This is a genomic window from Pseudomonas jinjuensis (assembly GCF_900103845.1).
Classification (GTDB): Bacteria; Pseudomonadota; Gammaproteobacteria; order Pseudomonadales; family Pseudomonadaceae; genus Pseudomonas; species Pseudomonas jinjuensis.
The window spans coordinates 211,600-226,940 of sequence record NZ_FNIJ01000001.1; the positions used below are offsets into that span (position 1 = coordinate 211,600).

Below are 15,341 nucleotides of genomic sequence, written 5' to 3' on the forward strand. Positions count from 1 at the left end.
CGACTGTCCTGGTATTTCAGCGCATTTTGTTCGCGAGCAGGCTCGCTCCTACGGGTGCAGCGTTGACATGTAGGAGCGAGCTTGCCCGCGATCCCGTGTGGGAGCGGGGGCGTCCGGGAACGATGCAGCCTGCACCGAAGCTCGCTCAGACTTCCTTCGGCCGCACATGCCCGAACAGCCCCTGGGAGAAGCGCACGCGCTCCTCGGGGGGCTCCTTCACGCCCTTGGCGCGCAGCTCTTCCAGGCGCGCCTCGACGGCATGGGTGCGCAGGGTCAGGCCGCAGTCGTTGGCGATCTGGATGTTCAGGCCGGGGCGGGCGTTGAGTTCCAGGATCAGCGGACCCTTGTCCTGGTCCAGCACCATGTCCACGCCGATGTAGCCCAGGCCGCACAGTTCGTAGCAGCCGGCGGCGAGCTTCATGAAGCCGTCCCAGTTCGGCAGTTGCACGCCATCCACCGCGTTGGCGGTATCCGGGTGCTTGCTGATCTTGTTGTTCAGCCAGGTGCCCTTGAGCGTCACGCCGGTGGCCAGGTCCACGCCGACGCCGATGGCGCCCTGGTGCAGGTTGGCCTTGCCGTTGGACTGGCGGGTCGGCAGGCGCAGCATGGCCATCACCGGGTAGCCCATCAGCACGATGATGCGGATGTCCGGCACGCCCTCGTAGCTGATGCTCTTGAAGATCTGGTCGGGCGTGACGCGGTACTCGATCAGCGCGCGGTCGCGGTGGCCGCCGAGGGAGTAGAGGCCGGTGAGGATGCTGGAAATCTGGTGCTCGATTTCCTCGTGGCTGATGATCCGCCCGGAGACCGTCTTGTAGCGGTCCTCGAAGCGGTCGGCGATGACCAGGATGCCATCGCCGCCGGCGCCCTGCGCCGGCTTGATCACGAAGTCGCTGCGCTCGCCGATGATGCCGCGCAGCTTGTCGATTTCCTTCTCGGTCTCGATGATCCCGTACATCTCCGGGACATGGATGCCGGCCTCGATGGCGCGCAGCTTGGTGATGATCTTGTCGTCGACGATGGGGTACAGGTGCCGCTTGTTGTACTTCAGCACGTAGTCCGCATTGCGTCGGTTGATGCCCATGATCCCCTTGGCTTCAAGGGCTTTCCAGCGTTTGATCAGGCCGAACATGGCTCAGTCCTTCAGGAAGGCTTTGAAGCGGAACAGCTCGGTCAGCCGGTAGCCGCGGTAACGGCCCATGGCGAGCATGAATCCGACCAGGATCAGCAGCACCGCCGGGAAGGTGAACACGAAGTACACCAGCTCCGGAACGCGCATCAGGATGTGCGCCAGCGAGGCGGCGAACAGCGTGCCGATGGCGGCCTTCATGGCGTGGGCGGCGCCGCGCTCTTCCCAGGTGATCGACAGGCGTTCGATGCTCATGGTCAGGATCACCATCGGGAAGAGGGCGATCGACAGGCCGCTTTCGAAGCCGAGCTTGTGGCTGAACAGGCTGATCACCGCGATCATCACCACCACGAAGGTCAGCACCACCGACAGGCGCGGCAGCATCTGCAGCTTCAGGTGTTCCAGGTAGGAGCGTAGCGACAGGCCCAGCGCGGTGACGATGGTGAACAGGGCGATGCCCCACTGCAGGCCGGTTTCGCGGAAGGCCAGGGCGATCAGCACCGGGGTGAAGGTGCCGAGGGTCTGGATGCCGATCAGGTTGCGCAGGACCAGGATCACCAGCACGCCGAACGGGATCATGATCATGATCTGGAAGGTCTGCTGGGTGGACAGCGGCAGGCCGTACAGGGAGTACTCGAGGAAGTCCGCGTCGGAAGTCTCGTCGGACAGCTTGGCCAGGCGGATGGCGTTCATCTCGCTGCTGTTCAGGCTGAAGCTGACCTGCGGCCGCTTGCCGCCTTCGACGGTCACCAGGCTCTCATCGCCCAGCCACCAGATCAGGCGGTCGGAGGGCAGGCCCTGTTCGCCGGTTTCCGGGTTGAAGTACAGCCAGTCCTTGCCGTTGTAGCTGCGCAGCCAGAGTTCCGGCGATTGCTGCTGGTTGGCCAGCAGGCGCAGGGTGTGCACCCGCTCCATCGGCACGTGGGCGATGGCCAGCAGGGTTTCGACGACGTGCGAACGCTTCTCCAGGCTGGTGTCGCCGGCGAGCAGCAGCTTGACGTTGTCGTCGCCCAGGTTGTTGGCGCGCTTGATGGTTTCGCTGACGAAGGTCTCGACGTCCGCCGAGTGCTGGCGGATGGGGGCGAGCAGGGCTTCGGCGGCGATCTTGTCCGGGCCTTCCAGGGGCGGGCTGTCGCGGAAGATCGGGCCCTTTTCCTTGACCTTCTCGCCGCTGAAGCGCTTGGTCAGCACCAGGCGGTAGTAGAGGGTCTGCTTGCCGTTGGCGCGGCGCGAGGACCAGGTCACCTTGCGGTTGCCGTCGGCGCGGTTGATGCTCACGCCGTAGTTGTTGGAGACGAAGCTCTCGTTGAGGCTGACGTAGTCCTGGGTCAGCGGGGGCACGAACATCTGCAGCTTGACCGGCGTCTTCGGCGTGGCGACGAACTCGACCTTGGCGTCGATGTTCCACAGGTCATCGGTCTCGGCCTCGGTCATCGGGATGCCCAGGACGAAGATCTGGTAGGCGGTGATCGCGATGCCCAATGTCACCAGGGCGGCGATCAGGACCTTCAGATGCAGGGTAAGAGAGCGCATGCGGATTACTCGGCAGGTTTGGCAACGGGTTCGCAGCCGGGCTTGCCGGCGGCGTACTTGAGACTCGGGTCGACCAGCGCGCCGAAGCGCTTGAGCGCGTCGGAGCCGATCAGCAGCGGGTACTGGAAGGCGCTGCGGTCGGTGAGGTTCACCTCGATGGCGCGGCGCACCTTGCCCATGCAGACATCCAGTTCGATGACCGGGCGGGCGGTGTAGGTCTTTTCTTCATCGGGGTCGAAGTCGCCGTGGCGGCGCTTGATCTTGCTGATACGTGCCAGCGGGCGCTCGATCGCCTGGCTGTCGGCGTCGTCGGTGGCCAGGTGGAAGCGCACCCAGGTCTCGCCGTCGCGCTTGAAGCGCTGGATATCCCGCGCGCTCAGCGATGCGGTCTTGGCGCCGGTGTCGAGCTTGGCCGCGAGTTCCACGCCGAGGGCGTCGATGCGGGCGTATTCGTTCAGGCCGTAAACCGTCTTTCCGGCGGAATGGGCGGCGCCGGAGACAAGGAAGGCAAGCAGGAAGAGCAGGGCGGTGGGCTTGAGTCTCATAGGTCCTGGTGCGTGGGACGGCCGCGAGGCCCTGGGGAATGAATTGGTCCGGCAAATGCCTCGGGTTGTGGTCAAGCCCTTGTCCGGCGGGGCTTTGCGGTCGCTGCGGCGGACAAAAGCGGGCGGCATTCTACCATGCGGTTTTTCGCCGGCGACAGTCGATTGGCCATCCTGCGGGGCATTTGTGCCATGTCGCGGCCCGTTGGTCGGAGAGTGGTGCCTGTGGCCCAGAGAAAAGCCGGCTCTTGGCCGGCTTTTCTTTTGCATTCAATAGCTTGAGCTTTACTTGAGACGCCGTTCGACGCCCTTTTCGACAAGAATCTTCGCCGATATTTCCTCCACCGAGAAATGCGTGGAGTTGATGTAGTTGATGTTCTCGCGGCGGAACAGGTTCTCCACCTCGCGCACTTCGAACTCGCACTGGGCGAAGCTGGCGTAGCGGCTGTTGGGCTTGCGCTCGTTGCGGATGGCGGTGAGGCGATCGGGATCGATGGTCAGGCCGAACAGCTTGTGCTTGTGCTGCTTGAGCGCATTGGGCAGTTGCAGGCGCTCCATGTCTTCTTCGGTGAGCGGGTAGTTGGCGGCGCGGATGCCGTACTGCAGGGCCATGTACAGGCAGGTGGGCGTCTTGCCGCAGCGCGAGACGCCGACCAGGATCAGGTCGGCCTTGTTGTAGTAATGGGTGCGGGCGCCGTCGTCGTTGTCGAGGGCGAAGTTCACCGCATCGATGCGGTCCATGTAGTTGGTGTTGTGGCTGATGCTGTGCGACTTGCCGACCGAGTAGGATGAATCTGAAGATAATTCCTGCTCCAGAGGGGACAAAAAGGTCGAGAAGATGTCAATCATGAAGCCGTTCGACTGAGCCAGCACGGCACGGATCTCGCGGTTCACGATGGTGTCGAAGATGATCGGACGCAGCCCGTCCTGCTCGGCAGCGGCGTTGATTTGCTGTACCATTGCGCGCGCTTTTTCTTCGGTATCGATGTAGGGCCGCGTCAGTTTGACGAAGTTGATGTTCTCGAACTGCGCAAGGAGGCTTTGCCCGAGGGTTTCGGCCGTGATGCCGGTGCCGTCGGAGATAAAAAATGCCGTACGTTTCATTTGCGCTGCGGGCCTTAAGGTAGGAACGATTCTTGGTTATGATAGGCCGCGCTTTTTGCCAGGCCGATTGCCGGGCATTGTCACTTATTTTTCAGGCCCAGGCCAGGAAACGGCGGCGCAGCCCCAGCCCTGTTTGAGCTTTTCAAACATTTAGTGGAGAGATCACCTTGGTAGAGTACGTAGTTTCCCTCGATAAGCTCGGCGTCCACGATGTCGAACGTGTGGGGGGCAAGAACGCATCCCTGGGCGAAATGATCAGCAACCTCGCCGGCGCCGGCGTTTCGGTTCCGGGTGGTTTCGCCACCACCGCTCAGGCCTACCGGGATTTCCTCGAGCAGAGCGGCCTGAATGATCAAATCCATGCGGCGCTGGACGCCCTTGATGTCGATGACGTGAATGCCCTGGCCAAGACCGGCGCGCAGATCCGCCAGTGGGTGATGGACGCCGAGTTCCCCGCCCAGCTGGATGCCGACATCCGCAAGGCCTTCGCCGAAATGGCCGGCGGCAACGACAACATGGCCGTGGCCGTACGCTCCTCCGCCACCGCCGAAGACCTGCCGGACGCCTCCTTCGCCGGCCAGCAGGAAACCTTCCTGAACATCCGTGGCGTGGACAACGTGATCCGCGCCGCCAAGGAAGTATTCGCTTCCCTGTTCAACGACCGCGCCATCGCCTACCGCGTGCACCAGGGCTTCGACCACAAGCTGGTCGCCCTGTCCGCCGGCGTGCAGCGCATGGTCCGCTCGGAAACCGGCACCGCCGGCGTGATGTTCACCCTGGATACCGAATCCGGCTTCCGTGACGTGGTGTTCATCACCGGCGCCTACGGCCTCGGCGAGACCGTGGTGCAGGGCGCGGTGAACCCCGACGAATTCTACGTGCACAAGCCGACCCTGGAAGCCGGCCGCCCGGCCATCCTGCGTCGCAACCTGGGCAGCAAGGCGATCAAGATGGTCTACGGCGACGAAGCCAAGGCCGGCAAGTCGGTCAAGGTGGTCGACGTGGAGAAGGCCGATCGTGCCCGCTTCGCCCTGACCGACGCCGAGGTCACCGAACTGGCCAAGCAGGCGCTGATCATCGAGAAACACTACGAGCGTCCGATGGACATCGAGTGGGCGAAGGACGGTGACGACGGCAAGCTGTACATCGTTCAGGCCCGTCCGGAAACCGTGAAGAGCCGCAGCAGCGCCAACGTCATGGAGCGCTACCTGCTGAAGGAGAAGGGCAAGGTCCTGGTCGAAGGCCGCGCCATCGGCCAGCGCATCGGCGCCGGTCCGGTCAAGGTGATCCACGACGTTTCCGAGATGGACAAGGTCCAGCCGGGCGACGTGCTGGTCTCCGACATGACCGACCCGGACTGGGAACCGGTGATGAAGCGCGCCAGCGCCATCGTCACCAACCGCGGCGGCCGTACCTGCCACGCGGCGATCATCGCCCGTGAGCTGGGCATTCCGGCCGTGGTCGGCTGCGGCAACGCCACTGCGCTGCTGGAAGACGGCCAGCGCGTGACCGTTTCCTGCGCCGAAGGCGACACCGGCCTGATCTACGAAGGCGAACTGGGCTTCGACGTGCGTCAGAACTCGGTCGACGCCATGCCGCAGCTGCCGTTCAAGATCATGATGAACGTCGGCAACCCGGACCGCGCCTTCGACTTCGCCCAGCTGCCGAACGAAGGCGTGGGCCTGGCCCGTCTGGAATTCATCATCAACCGCATGATCGGCGTGCACCCGAAGGCGCTGCTGAACTTCGCCAGCCTGCCGGCCGACGTCAAGGAAAGCGTCGAGAAGCGCATCGCCGGCTACGACGATCCGGTCGGCTTCTACGTCGAGAAGCTGGTGGAAGGCGTCAGCACCCTGGCCGCGGCCTTCTGGCCGAAGAAGGTCATCGTGCGCCTGTCGGACTTCAAGTCCAACGAATACGCCAACCTGATCGGCGGCAAGCTGTACGAGCCGGAAGAAGAGAACCCGATGCTCGGCTTCCGCGGCGCCTCGCGCTACATCAGCGAATCGTTCCGCGACTGCTTCGAGCTCGAATGCCGGGCGATGAAGAAGGTCCGCAACGAGATGGGCCTGACCAACGTCGAGCTGATGGTTCCGTTCGTCCGCACCCTGGGCGAAGCCTCCCAGGTCGTCGACCTGCTGGCGAGCAATGGCCTGAAGCGTGGCGAGAACGGCCTGCGCGTCATCATGATGTGCGAACTGCCGTCCAACGCCCTGCTGGCTGACGAGTTCCTCGAGTACTTCGACGGCTTCTCCATCGGCTCCAACGACCTGACTCAGCTGACCCTGGGCCTGGATCGCGACTCCGGCATCGTCGCCCACCTGTTCGACGAGCGTAACCCGGCGGTCAAGAAGCTGCTCGCCAATGCCATCGCCGCCTGCAACAAGGCCGGCAAGTACATCGGCATCTGCGGTCAGGGCCCGTCGGACCACCCGGACCTGGCCAAGTGGCTGATGGAGCAGGGCATCGAAAGCGTCTCGCTGAACCCGGACTCGGTTCTCGACACCTGGTTCTTCCTCGCGGAAGAGCAGGTCTGACGACCCTTCGATCAACTGAAAAGGGCGGTGCATAACCGCCCTTTTTTGTGCCAGCCGAAATCATGCAAAGCAGTAGTGAGCTGTTTCCCGTCGCGCTGTTGAGCGCCGAATTGCGCGGCGACCTGACCGAAGACGTCTACCGCCTGAAGCCCGGCAACAGTCAGGATCCCAGCGTCGAACTGGCGCTGACTCGCCTGGGTATGCCGGGGAAAGAGGAGGCGCGGGGCGTCCCGGTCATCCTCCTGCACGGCAGTTTCTCCAATCGCCGCTTCTGGTATTCGCCGAAGTGCGTAGGGCTGGGGCCGTACCTGGCGCGCGCCGGTTTCGATGTGTGGATTCCGGAGATGCGCGGGCACGGCCTGTCGCAGCGCAATCTCGATTACTCGCGCAACCGGGTGGCCGACTATGCGCGCTACGACCTGCCGGCCATCGCCCGCTTCGTCATCGAGCAGAACGGCGGCATTCCGCACTGGATCGGCCATTCGCTGGGCGGCATCACGCTGGCCGCGGCGTTCGGCGGGGGATATCTGGGCGAGCCGGAGGCGGCCAGCGTGGCGCTGTTCGGCAGCCAGGTCAGTCGAACCTACTGGCCGCTCAAGCTGCCGCCGGTGGAGTGGAGCGGGCGTTTCCTGCTCAGGCGTTTCGGCCGGCTATCAGGCCCCAGGCTTCGCCGTGGCCCGGAGGACGAGCCGATCGGCCTGGCGCTGGAGGCGCTGCGCTGGTACGGCCTGTTCGGCCGCTTCGGCGATGGCGAGCGGGACTGGTGGCAGGGCCTGGAGGCCGTGCGCGTGCCGGTCCTGGCGGTCGCGGCCGATGGCGACCATCAGGACCCGCCCTGGGCCTGTCGAACCCTGCTGGAACAGTTCGGTTCCGACGTCCGCGAGTACCTCCGCCTGGGGCGTCGCCAGGGATTCGCCGAGGATTACGGCCACGTCGACATGCTGATCGGCAGGAACGCCCGGGGCGAGGTCTGGCCTCTGGTGCGGCACTGGCTGGAGCATGGCGCATTGCCGAAGCGTGCGGACGCGCCGGCATCGGTCTGAAACGTGGCGGCATCGCTGCGATTTTCCAGCGTTTCGTGCGGGCGTGGCAGTCGCTAGACTGGAACGCCTGAAAGATCTTCGTGCCTGGCGAGCGGGCGTATTCATTCGATAGCGGTGTTCATTGGAGGAGCTTCTCATGCATTACGTAACCCCCGACCTGTGCGATGCCTATCCTGACCTGGTGCAGGTCGTCGAGCCGATGTTCAGCAATTTCGGCGGACGCGATTCCTTCGGCGGCGAAATCGTCACCATCAAGTGCTTCGAGGACAACTCGCTGGTCAAGGAGCAGGTGGAGAAGGACGGCAAGGGCAAGGTGCTGGTGGTCGACGGCGGCGGTTCGCTGCGTCGCGCGCTGCTTGGCGACATGCTGGCGGAGAAGGCGGCGAAGAACGGCTGGGAAGGCATCGTGGTGTACGGCTGCATCCGTGACGTCGACGTGATCGCCCAGACCGAGCTCGGCGTGCAGGCCCTGGCCAGCCATCCGATGAAGACCGACAAGCGCGGCATCGGCGACCTCAATGTGCCGGTGACCTTCGGCGGCATCACCTTCCGCCCGGGCGAGTTCGTCTACGCCGACAACAACGGCATCATCGTTTCGCCGCAGGCGCTGAAGATGCCTGAGTGAACCCGGCGCCCCCGGCGCTGTCCGAGCTGGGCCGGAAGTCATTGTCTCGCAATGATTTCCGCTGCCGTTTCGGGGAAGCCCGCGGCTGTTCCGGCGGGTTTCCTGCCATTCATGGGATGAAGGCATGCAGCAATACGAAAGCGCCACCGAGCGCGGGTTGATCTACGGCTACGTCCTCGACGGGCGCGGTGGCGGCCGGCAGGTGGCGCGCAACGAACTGCCGCTGCTGGACCTCAGGCCCGAGGAAACCCTCTGGCTGCACTGGGACCGCGGGGTTCCGGAGGCCCAGGTCTGGTTGCGCGAATCCAGCGGGCTGAACGAGTTCGCCTGCGATCTGCTTCTGGAGGAAGCGACGCGCCCACGCATCCTCGACCTGGGGGCGGAGCGCCTGCTGGCGTTTCTCCGCGGGGTCAACCTCAATCCTGGCGCAGCGCCGGAAGACATGGTCTCCCTGCGCGTGTTCGCCGAGTCGCAGCGCCTGATTTCCCTGCGCATGCGCCCGCTCAAGGCGGTCGCCGAGGTGTGCGCCGACCTGGATGCGGGGAAGGGTCCGAAGACCAGCTCGGAGCTGCTGCTGGCCCTTGCGCATTACCTGACCGATCGCGTGGACACCCTGGTCGGCGGCCTCGCCGACAAGCTCGACGGCATGGAGGAAGCGATCGAGGACGACGAGCGCAACATTCCCGACCAGCACCAGCTGCGCGTCCTGCGCCGCCGCGCGGCCGGCCTGCGCCGCTACCTGGCGCCGCAGCGTGACATCTACCTGCAACTGGTTCGCCTCAAGCTGTCGTGGACTGTCGAGGACGATGCCGATTACTGGAACGAGCTGTGCAACCGGCTGACGCGAAATCTGGAGGAGCTGGAGCTCATCCGCGAGAGGATCAGCCTGATCCAGGAGGCGGAACATCGCAGAATCACCGAACGAATGAACCGCACCATGTATCTCCTTGGTATCATTACCGGTTTCTTCCTGCCGCTGAGCTTCGTGACCGGGCTCCTGGGTATCAATTTGGGCGGTATTCCCGGCTCGGACGCTCCACACGGCTTCGCCGTGGCATGCGTCATCGTCGCCGGCATCGGGGCGTTCGAGTGGTGGGTGTTCCGCCGGCTACGCTGGCTCTGATGTGACTTGTGAAACCGGGGCTGCGTCAAGCACCACACAGAGGCGAGGTGTGCATGCACGATCCATTCGAAGAATCCCTGCGCGACCTGTTGCGGATGCCGCCGGAGCGGCCCGACGACGAGAAGCGCCTGGGGCGCGTGCTGAAGACCGCCAACCGGCAGGTCGGCGCCGGAGATCTATTCAGTCTCATGGGGCACTGGCTGGAAGCGCTGGTGATCGGCGTCAGCAAGGGCGCTGCGCATCTTGCCCCCGTATCGCGTCAATCGCAGAATCCCGCACCTTCCGCTGACAAGGCCGACTGAACATGCAATTCGACATCTGGACGCAAAGCCTGCTCACAGCCATGAACACCCTGTGGGGCAAGCTGGCCGGCTTCATTCCCAACCTGCTCGGCGCCCTGGTCGTCGTGCTGCTGGGCTTCATCGTCGCCAAGCTGCTCGATACCCTGCTGTCCAAGCTGCTCGCCAAGCTCGGCCTCGATCGGCTGATGGCCGGCACCGGCCTCACCAAGCTGCTGCTGCGCGCCGGCATCCAGGTGCCCGTCTCCACGCTGGTGGGCAAGATCATCTACTGGTTCGTGCTGCTGATCTTCCTGGTTTCGGCCGCCGAATCCCTTGGCCTGCAGCGCGTGTCGGCGACCCTGGACATGCTCGCGCTCTACCTGCCGAAGGTGTTCGGCGCGGCGCTGGTGCTGATCGTCGGCGTCCTGCTGGCGCAGCTCGCCAACGGCCTGGTCCGCGGCGCCGCCGACGGGGTGGGGCTGGAGTATGCCAATGGCCTGGGGCGCGTCGCCCAGTGGCTGGTGATCATCATCAGCATCTCGGTGGCCATCGGCCAGCTGGAGGTCAAGACCGACCTGCTGAACAACATCATCGCCATCGTGCTGATATCCGTCGGTTTGGCGGCGGCCCTGGCGCTGGGGTTGGGAAGCCGGGAAATCGCCGGCCAGATCATCGCCGGCATCTATGTGCGGGAGCTCTATCAGGTCGGGCAAGAAGTGAAAGTGGCTGATGTCGAAGGCATCATCGAGGAAATTGGCACCATCAAGACTATCCTGCTGACGGAGGAGGGGGAGTTGGTTTCCATCGCCAACCGCAGCCTGCTCGATCAGCGTGTGACCAGTCGCTGAGATGATTCCGCGCCGATGCGCTCGCCGAGAGCCGCATCGGTTTCCGACACGATCCGGCCAGACCTGACTTGAACAAGCCGCACTCATTGCCCTTGCGCTACGACCCGCGCCAGCTCACCGACGAGGAGCTGGTTCAACGCGCTCACGAGGAACTCTTCCATGTGACGCGGGCCTATGAAGAGCTGATGCGCCGTTATCAGCGCACTTTGTTCAACGTCTGCGCGCGTTACCTGGGCAATGACCGGGACGCCGATGATGTATGTCAAGAAGTGATGCTGAAGGTTTTGTATGGTCTGAAGAACTTCGAAGGTAAATCGAAGTTCAAAACTTGGCTATACAGCATCACTTACAACGAGTGCATTACCCAGTACCGCAAGGAACGACGCAAACGTCGATTGCTTGACGCCCTGAGCCTCGATCCAGTGGAAGAAGCGTCGGAAGAGAAGGCGCCCAAGGTCGAGGAAAAGGGGGGGCTGGACCGCTGGCTAGTTCATGTCAATCCCATCGATCGGGAAATTCTGGTGCTGCGTTTTGTTGCGGAACTGGAGTTCCAGGAGATCGCGGACATCATGCACATGGGCCTGAGCGCGACGAAGATGCGCTACAAGCGGGCACTCGATCGCCTGCGCGAAAAGTTTTCCGGCGAAGCCGAAACATAGCCCTGGAAATATTGTCACTCTATTTGGCGAGTTCTGATAAACTTGCAACCCAAGTTGTGCGGCCTATAGTTCGGCAACTTACTGACCACCAAGATGGGGATTTAACGGATGAAACTGAAGAACACCTTAGGCGTCGTTATTGGCTCCTTGATCGCCGCCTCCGCTGTGAACGCGTTCGCCCAAGGCCAGAACTCGGTCGAGGTGGAAGCCTTCGGCAAGCGCTACTTCACCGACAGCGTTCGTGACATGAAGAACGGCAATCTGTACGGTGGCTCGATTGGCTACTTCCTGACCGATGACGTCGAGTTGGCGCTTTCCTACGGTGAATACCACGACATGCGTGGCACCTACGAAACCGGCAACAAGAAGGTGCACGGCAACCTGACCTCGCTGGATGCGATCTACCACTTCGGCACCCCGGGCGCCGGCGCCCTGCGTCCGTACGTCTCGGCTGGTCTGGGCCATCAGAGCATCACCAACATCCACGACGCCAACGGCAGCCGTCAGAACCTGACCATGGCCAACGTCGGTACCGGTCTGAAGTACTACTTCACCGAGAACTTCTTCGCCAAGGCCAGCCTCGATGGTCAGTACGGCCTGGAGAAGCGTGACAACGGTCACCAGGGCGAGTGGATGGCCGGCCTGGGCGTCGGCATGAACTTCGGTGGCGGTGCCGCTCCGGCTCCGGCTCCGGAACCGGTCGCTGAAGTCTGCGCCGACTCCGACAACGACGGCGTCTGCGACAACGTCGACCAGTGCCCGAACACCCCGGCCAACGTCACCGTCGATGCCAACGGCTGCCCGGCCGTGGCTGAAGTCGTTCGCGTCCAGCTGGACGTGAAATTCGATTTCGACAAGTCGAAAGTGAAGGAAAACAGCTACGCGGACATCAAGAACCTGGCTGACTTCATGAAGCAGTACCCGTCCACCAACACCACCGTTGAAGGCCACACCGACTCCGTCGGCACCGACGCCTACAACCAGAAGCTGTCCGAGCGTCGTGCCAACGCCGTTCGTGACGTGCTGGTCAACGAGTACGGTGTGGAAGGTGGTCGCGTGGACGCAGTCGGCTACGGCGAGAGCCGTCCGGTTGCCGACAACGCCACCGCTGAAGGCCGCGCGGTCAACCGTCGCGTAGAAGCCGAAGTGGAAGCCCAGGCCAAGCAGTAATCCTGCTCCTGGCTCCCGAGAAAAACCCGGCCCAGGCCGGGTTTTTCTTTGTCCGGGATTCGTGCTCAGGCGCTGCGGGCAACGGCCTGTTCCGCCGCGACAGCCGCAACCTCGCCGATCACCAGGATCGCCGGGCTTTTCAGCTGGAAGCTCGCCGCGTCCTCCAGCAGCGTGCCCAGTTGGCCGCGCTGCTCGCGTTGCCAGGGAAGCGAGGCATTCTCGATCATCGCCACCGGCATGCCTGGCGACATTCCTCCGCTCAGCAGGCCATCGCGGATTTCCTGCAGCCGGGCCACGCCCATGTACACCACCAGCGTGGTGCCGCCCTGGGCGAGGGCGCTCCAGTTGGGCGCGCTGTCGTCCTGGGTGTGGGCAGTGACCAAAGTCACGCCGCGGCTGATTCCGCGCAGCGTCAAGGGAATGCCGCATTGGGTGGCGCCAGCCAGTCCGGCGGTGATGCCGTTGACCAGTTCGCAGTCGACGCCCCGCGCGGACAGCCATTCGGCTTCCTCGCCGCCTCGTCCGAAGATGCACGGGTCACCGCCCTTGAGCCGGGCCACGCATTTCCCCTGGCGGGCGTAGCGCAGCATCAACCGGTGGATGAACGCCTGGGGAGTGGAGCGGCAGCCGCCGCGCTTGCCGACGCGGATCACCCGTGCGGCGGAGCAGTGTTCCAGTACTGCGGGATTCACCAGGTCGTCGATCAGCACCACTTCGGCCTGGCGCAGCGCGCGCACCGCCTTGAGGGTCAGCAGTTCCGGGTCGCCGGGGCCGGCGCCGATGAGCCAGACTTTGCCGTTCATATCATTCTCCGATCGTGAGAAACAAAAAAGGCGTCCCGCCGGTTGCCCGGCAAGGACGCCTTTGTCCAGTGTCCCGATCGCTCGGGAAGTGCGGCCTCTGCGTTGAGGAACGCGCTTTAGTGAATTGTCGAATTGTTCATTGCAGGCAGCGTGCCAACCGGTGCAGCCCCGAAATCGCCTGTTTTCGCGAATCTCCACGCACGCCTGCACTGCCATGGTGCGCCAGCGTTCCAGCCGGGGGCGTCAGCCCTTGAGCAGCCAGAACAGCAGGACGAGGTTGAGCAACAGCGAGCCCAGCGCGACCGAGCGCCAGACTTTCAGTGGCTCGCGCTCCAGCAGCGGGCGAGGTCGCGGGGCAGGCTGACGCTCGCCGTGTTCGAGGGCCAGCAGGGCTTCCTCGGCGGTTTCGAAACGTTGTGCCGGCTCGCTCGCCACCGCCTTCAGCAGCCAGTCATCGAGCCAGCCTGGCAGGTCCGGGCGATAGCGGCTGGCCGGGGTCGGGGCGCCGAATCTTGGATGCTGGAACGCCTCGATCTCGCCGTAGGGATACTGTCCGGTCAGCAGCAGGTAGAGCGTCACCCCGCTGGCGTAGAGATCCTGCCGGGCATCCGGCGCGGCGCCGGCGAAGGCTTCCGGGGCGAGATAGCTCGGGGTACCGGGCAGGCTGTGGGCTTCGTCTTCGGACAGTCCGGGACAATAGGCGAGGCCGAAGTCGAGCAGGCGCAGTTCGCCGTCGTCGCCGCGATGCAGGTTCTCCGGCTTGATGTCGCGGTGGATGATATTGCGCCGATGCAGCTGGCCGAGCGCGCGCAGCAGGCGCGGGGCGAGGTCCAGCCAGTCGCTGAGCTGCAGCGGGCCGTCCAGCAGCAACTGCCTGGCCAGCGTCCGGCCGGGGTAGTCGCGCATCACGTAATAGAGATGCTGTCGTTGCGGCAGGCTGTGCAGTTCCGGGAAATGGCGGCTCTGCACGCGGCGCAGGAACCACTCCTCCAGCAGCAGCGCCTGGGCGGCGGCGGGATCGTCGAGCAGTTCCGCCGGAAGGGTCTTCAGCAGCCAGCTGCGTTCCTGCGGATCGCGAACCCGGTAGATCAGCGACTGCCGCGATTGTCCGGCACGACCGTCCACATCCCAGCCTTCGAAGCTCTGGCCGTTGCGCAGCGCTGGCGGGGCGGGCCAGTGGGCGAGCTGGGCCAGGGTGTCGCCGAGGGCCGCCTGGGGCAGGGCGTCGATGCGTACCAGCAGCGCGCTGGCATTGTCCTGGCTGCCGGCGAGATGGGCGGCATTGACCAGCGCGTCCACGCAGCCCTGCAGGCCCTGGGCGTCGCCGACGATCTGGCGGATACGGTTGTCGCCGAGAGTCGCCCAGACGCCGTCGCTGACCAGCAGGAACGACTGCCCGGACTCCAGCTCGCCGTCGCGATAGTCCACCACCAGATGCTGGTCGAGGCCCAGGGCCCGTTTCAGCACATGCTCCATGCCCGGTTGTTCCCATACGTGGTCCCGGGTCAGGCATTCCAGCTGCCCGTCCTGCCAGCGATAGAGCCGGCAGTCGCCGACATGGGCGAGGGTGAAACGCCGGCCGCGCAGGATCAGCGCGGTCAGCGTAGTGAGGAGCGGCTGGCCGCCGCCGTTGGCCTGCAGCCAGCGGTTGTGCGATAGCAGCAGGCGATCCAGCGACTGGGCGACCGCCCAGGTCTCCGGGGTGGCGTAGTAGTCCTGGGCCAGTGCCTGCAGGGTCACGCGGGCGGCCAGGCCGCCGTCGGCGCACTGGCTGACGCCGTCGGCGATGGCGAAAAGGTGTCCCTTGCTCGCCGCCAGGTCGGCAGGCGGGGTGACCACGCGCACGGCGTCCTGGTTCTCCGCGCGCGGCCCGCAGGCGCTCGCCTGGGCGAACTCCAGGCGCAGGACGTTCGGGCCCTGCGCCTGGTCGATCATGGCTGGCTG

14 protein-coding genes are annotated in these 15,341 nt (G+C 64.4%); 8 read left to right on the forward strand and 6 right to left on the reverse strand.

Translation table 11 applies throughout. The features are described from left to right. Window positions 1–145 precede the first annotated feature (145 nt). From BLR75_RS01010 to ppsR, 4 genes are all read right to left on the reverse strand, one after another. Window positions 146–1,132, reverse strand: a complete 987-nt coding sequence (locus BLR75_RS01010; RefSeq protein WP_084310439.1) for an alpha-L-glutamate ligase-like protein — start codon at window positions 1,130–1,132, stop codon at window positions 146–148. Between the two features lie 3 nt (window positions 1,133–1,135). Further along, window positions 1,136–2,662: an osmotic stress tolerance membrane protein RloB gene (gene rloB / locus BLR75_RS01015; protein WP_084310438.1), complete on the reverse strand. Its 1,527-nt coding sequence runs from the start codon at window positions 2,660–2,662 to the stop codon at window positions 1,136–1,138. 5 nt (window positions 2,663–2,667) lie between these two features. After that, a complete protein-coding gene (rloA, locus tag BLR75_RS01020) occupies window positions 2,668–3,207 on the reverse strand; it encodes a retropepsin-like aspartic peptidase RloA (RefSeq protein ID WP_084310437.1) in 540 nt (179 codons plus the stop codon). Window positions 3,208–3,489: 282 nt separating this feature from the next. Next, window positions 3,490–4,308 carry a posphoenolpyruvate synthetase regulatory kinase/phosphorylase PpsR gene (ppsR, locus tag BLR75_RS01025; RefSeq protein WP_084310436.1) on the reverse strand — a complete coding sequence of 273 codons (819 nt, stop codon included), beginning with the start codon at window positions 4,306–4,308 and terminating at the stop codon, window positions 3,490–3,492. A gap of 167 nt (window positions 4,309–4,475) precedes the next feature. Between ppsR and ppsA the strand changes: the two genes are divergently transcribed. From ppsA to BLR75_RS01065, 8 genes are all read left to right on the forward strand, one after another. Continuing rightward, window positions 4,476–6,845, forward strand: coding sequence for a phosphoenolpyruvate synthase (gene ppsA / locus BLR75_RS01030; RefSeq protein WP_084310435.1), 2,370 nt, complete (start codon window positions 4,476–4,478; stop codon window positions 6,843–6,845). Window positions 6,846–6,907: 62 nt separating this feature from the next. Continuing rightward, a complete protein-coding gene (locus BLR75_RS01035) occupies window positions 6,908–7,888 on the forward strand; it encodes an alpha/beta fold hydrolase (RefSeq protein WP_084310434.1) in 981 nt (326 codons plus the stop codon). Between the two features lie 136 nt (window positions 7,889–8,024). Continuing rightward, the gene (gene rraA / locus BLR75_RS01040; RefSeq protein WP_084310433.1) at window positions 8,025–8,513 is read left to right on the forward strand and encodes a ribonuclease E activity regulator RraA; all 489 of its coding nucleotides are present in this window, start codon (window positions 8,025–8,027) and stop codon (window positions 8,511–8,513) included. A gap of 124 nt (window positions 8,514–8,637) precedes the next feature. Further along, the gene (locus BLR75_RS01045; protein WP_084310432.1) at window positions 8,638–9,636 is read left to right on the forward strand and encodes a zinc transporter ZntB; all 999 of its coding nucleotides are present in this window, start codon (window positions 8,638–8,640) and stop codon (window positions 9,634–9,636) included. 53 nt (window positions 9,637–9,689) lie between these two features. Then, a complete protein-coding gene (locus BLR75_RS01050) occupies window positions 9,690–9,938 on the forward strand; it encodes a CrfX protein (RefSeq protein WP_084310431.1) in 249 nt (82 codons plus the stop codon). 2 nt (window positions 9,939–9,940) lie between these two features. Then, a complete protein-coding gene (locus tag BLR75_RS01055) occupies window positions 9,941–10,765 on the forward strand; it encodes a mechanosensitive ion channel family protein (RefSeq protein ID WP_084310430.1) in 825 nt (274 codons plus the stop codon). Window positions 10,766–10,833: 68 nt separating this feature from the next. Continuing rightward, window positions 10,834–11,424 (forward strand): RNA polymerase sigma factor SigX, encoded by a 591-nt coding sequence (gene sigX, locus BLR75_RS01060; protein ID WP_084310429.1) that lies wholly within the window; start codon window positions 10,834–10,836, stop codon window positions 11,422–11,424. A 108-nt stretch (window positions 11,425–11,532) separates the two neighbouring features. Beyond that, entirely contained in the window at window positions 11,533–12,594 is a 1,062-nt protein-coding gene (locus tag BLR75_RS01065; RefSeq protein WP_084310428.1) for an OmpA family protein, read from the forward strand. Between the two features lie 65 nt (window positions 12,595–12,659). Here BLR75_RS01065 and cobA read toward each other — a convergent pair whose 3' ends face one another. Together cobA and BLR75_RS01075 are read right to left on the reverse strand one after the other, a co-directional pair. Next, window positions 12,660–13,397, reverse strand: coding sequence for a uroporphyrinogen-III C-methyltransferase (gene cobA, locus BLR75_RS01070; RefSeq protein WP_084310427.1), 738 nt, complete (start codon window positions 13,395–13,397; stop codon window positions 12,660–12,662). A 243-nt stretch (window positions 13,398–13,640) separates the two neighbouring features. Next, entirely contained in the window at window positions 13,641–15,332 is a 1,692-nt protein-coding gene (locus BLR75_RS01075; protein WP_084310426.1) for a bifunctional protein-serine/threonine kinase/phosphatase, read from the reverse strand. Window positions 15,333–15,341: the final 9 nt, after the last annotated feature.

Coding starts and splice junctions, on each gene's coding strand:
- rloB (WP_084310438.1), bottom strand. CDS start 2,662: ATGCGCTCTCTTACCCTGCATCTGAAGGTCCTGATCGCCGCCCTGGTG.
- rloA (WP_084310437.1), bottom strand. CDS start 3,207: ATGAGACTCAAGCCCACCGCCCTGCTCTTCCTGCTTGCCTTCCTTGTC.
- cobA (WP_084310427.1), bottom strand. CDS start 13,397: ATGAACGGCAAAGTCTGGCTCATCGGCGCCGGCCCCGGCGACCCGGAA.
- ppsR (WP_084310436.1), bottom strand. CDS start 4,308: ATGAAACGTACGGCATTTTTTATCTCCGACGGCACCGGCATCACGGCC.
- BLR75_RS01035 (WP_084310434.1), top strand. CDS start 6,908: ATGCAAAGCAGTAGTGAGCTGTTTCCCGTCGCGCTGTTGAGCGCCGAA.
- rraA (WP_084310433.1), top strand. CDS start 8,025: ATGCATTACGTAACCCCCGACCTGTGCGATGCCTATCCTGACCTGGTG.
- BLR75_RS01075 (WP_084310426.1), bottom strand. CDS start 15,332: ATGATCGACCAGGCGCAGGGCCCGAACGTCCTGCGCCTGGAGTTCGCC.
- BLR75_RS01055 (WP_084310430.1), top strand. CDS start 9,941: ATGCAATTCGACATCTGGACGCAAAGCCTGCTCACAGCCATGAACACC.
- BLR75_RS01050 (WP_084310431.1), top strand. CDS start 9,690: ATGCACGATCCATTCGAAGAATCCCTGCGCGACCTGTTGCGGATGCCG.
- BLR75_RS01010 (WP_084310439.1), bottom strand. CDS start 1,132: ATGTTCGGCCTGATCAAACGCTGGAAAGCCCTTGAAGCCAAGGGGATC.
- BLR75_RS01045 (WP_084310432.1), top strand. CDS start 8,638: ATGCAGCAATACGAAAGCGCCACCGAGCGCGGGTTGATCTACGGCTAC.
- BLR75_RS01065 (WP_084310428.1), top strand. CDS start 11,533: ATGAAACTGAAGAACACCTTAGGCGTCGTTATTGGCTCCTTGATCGCC.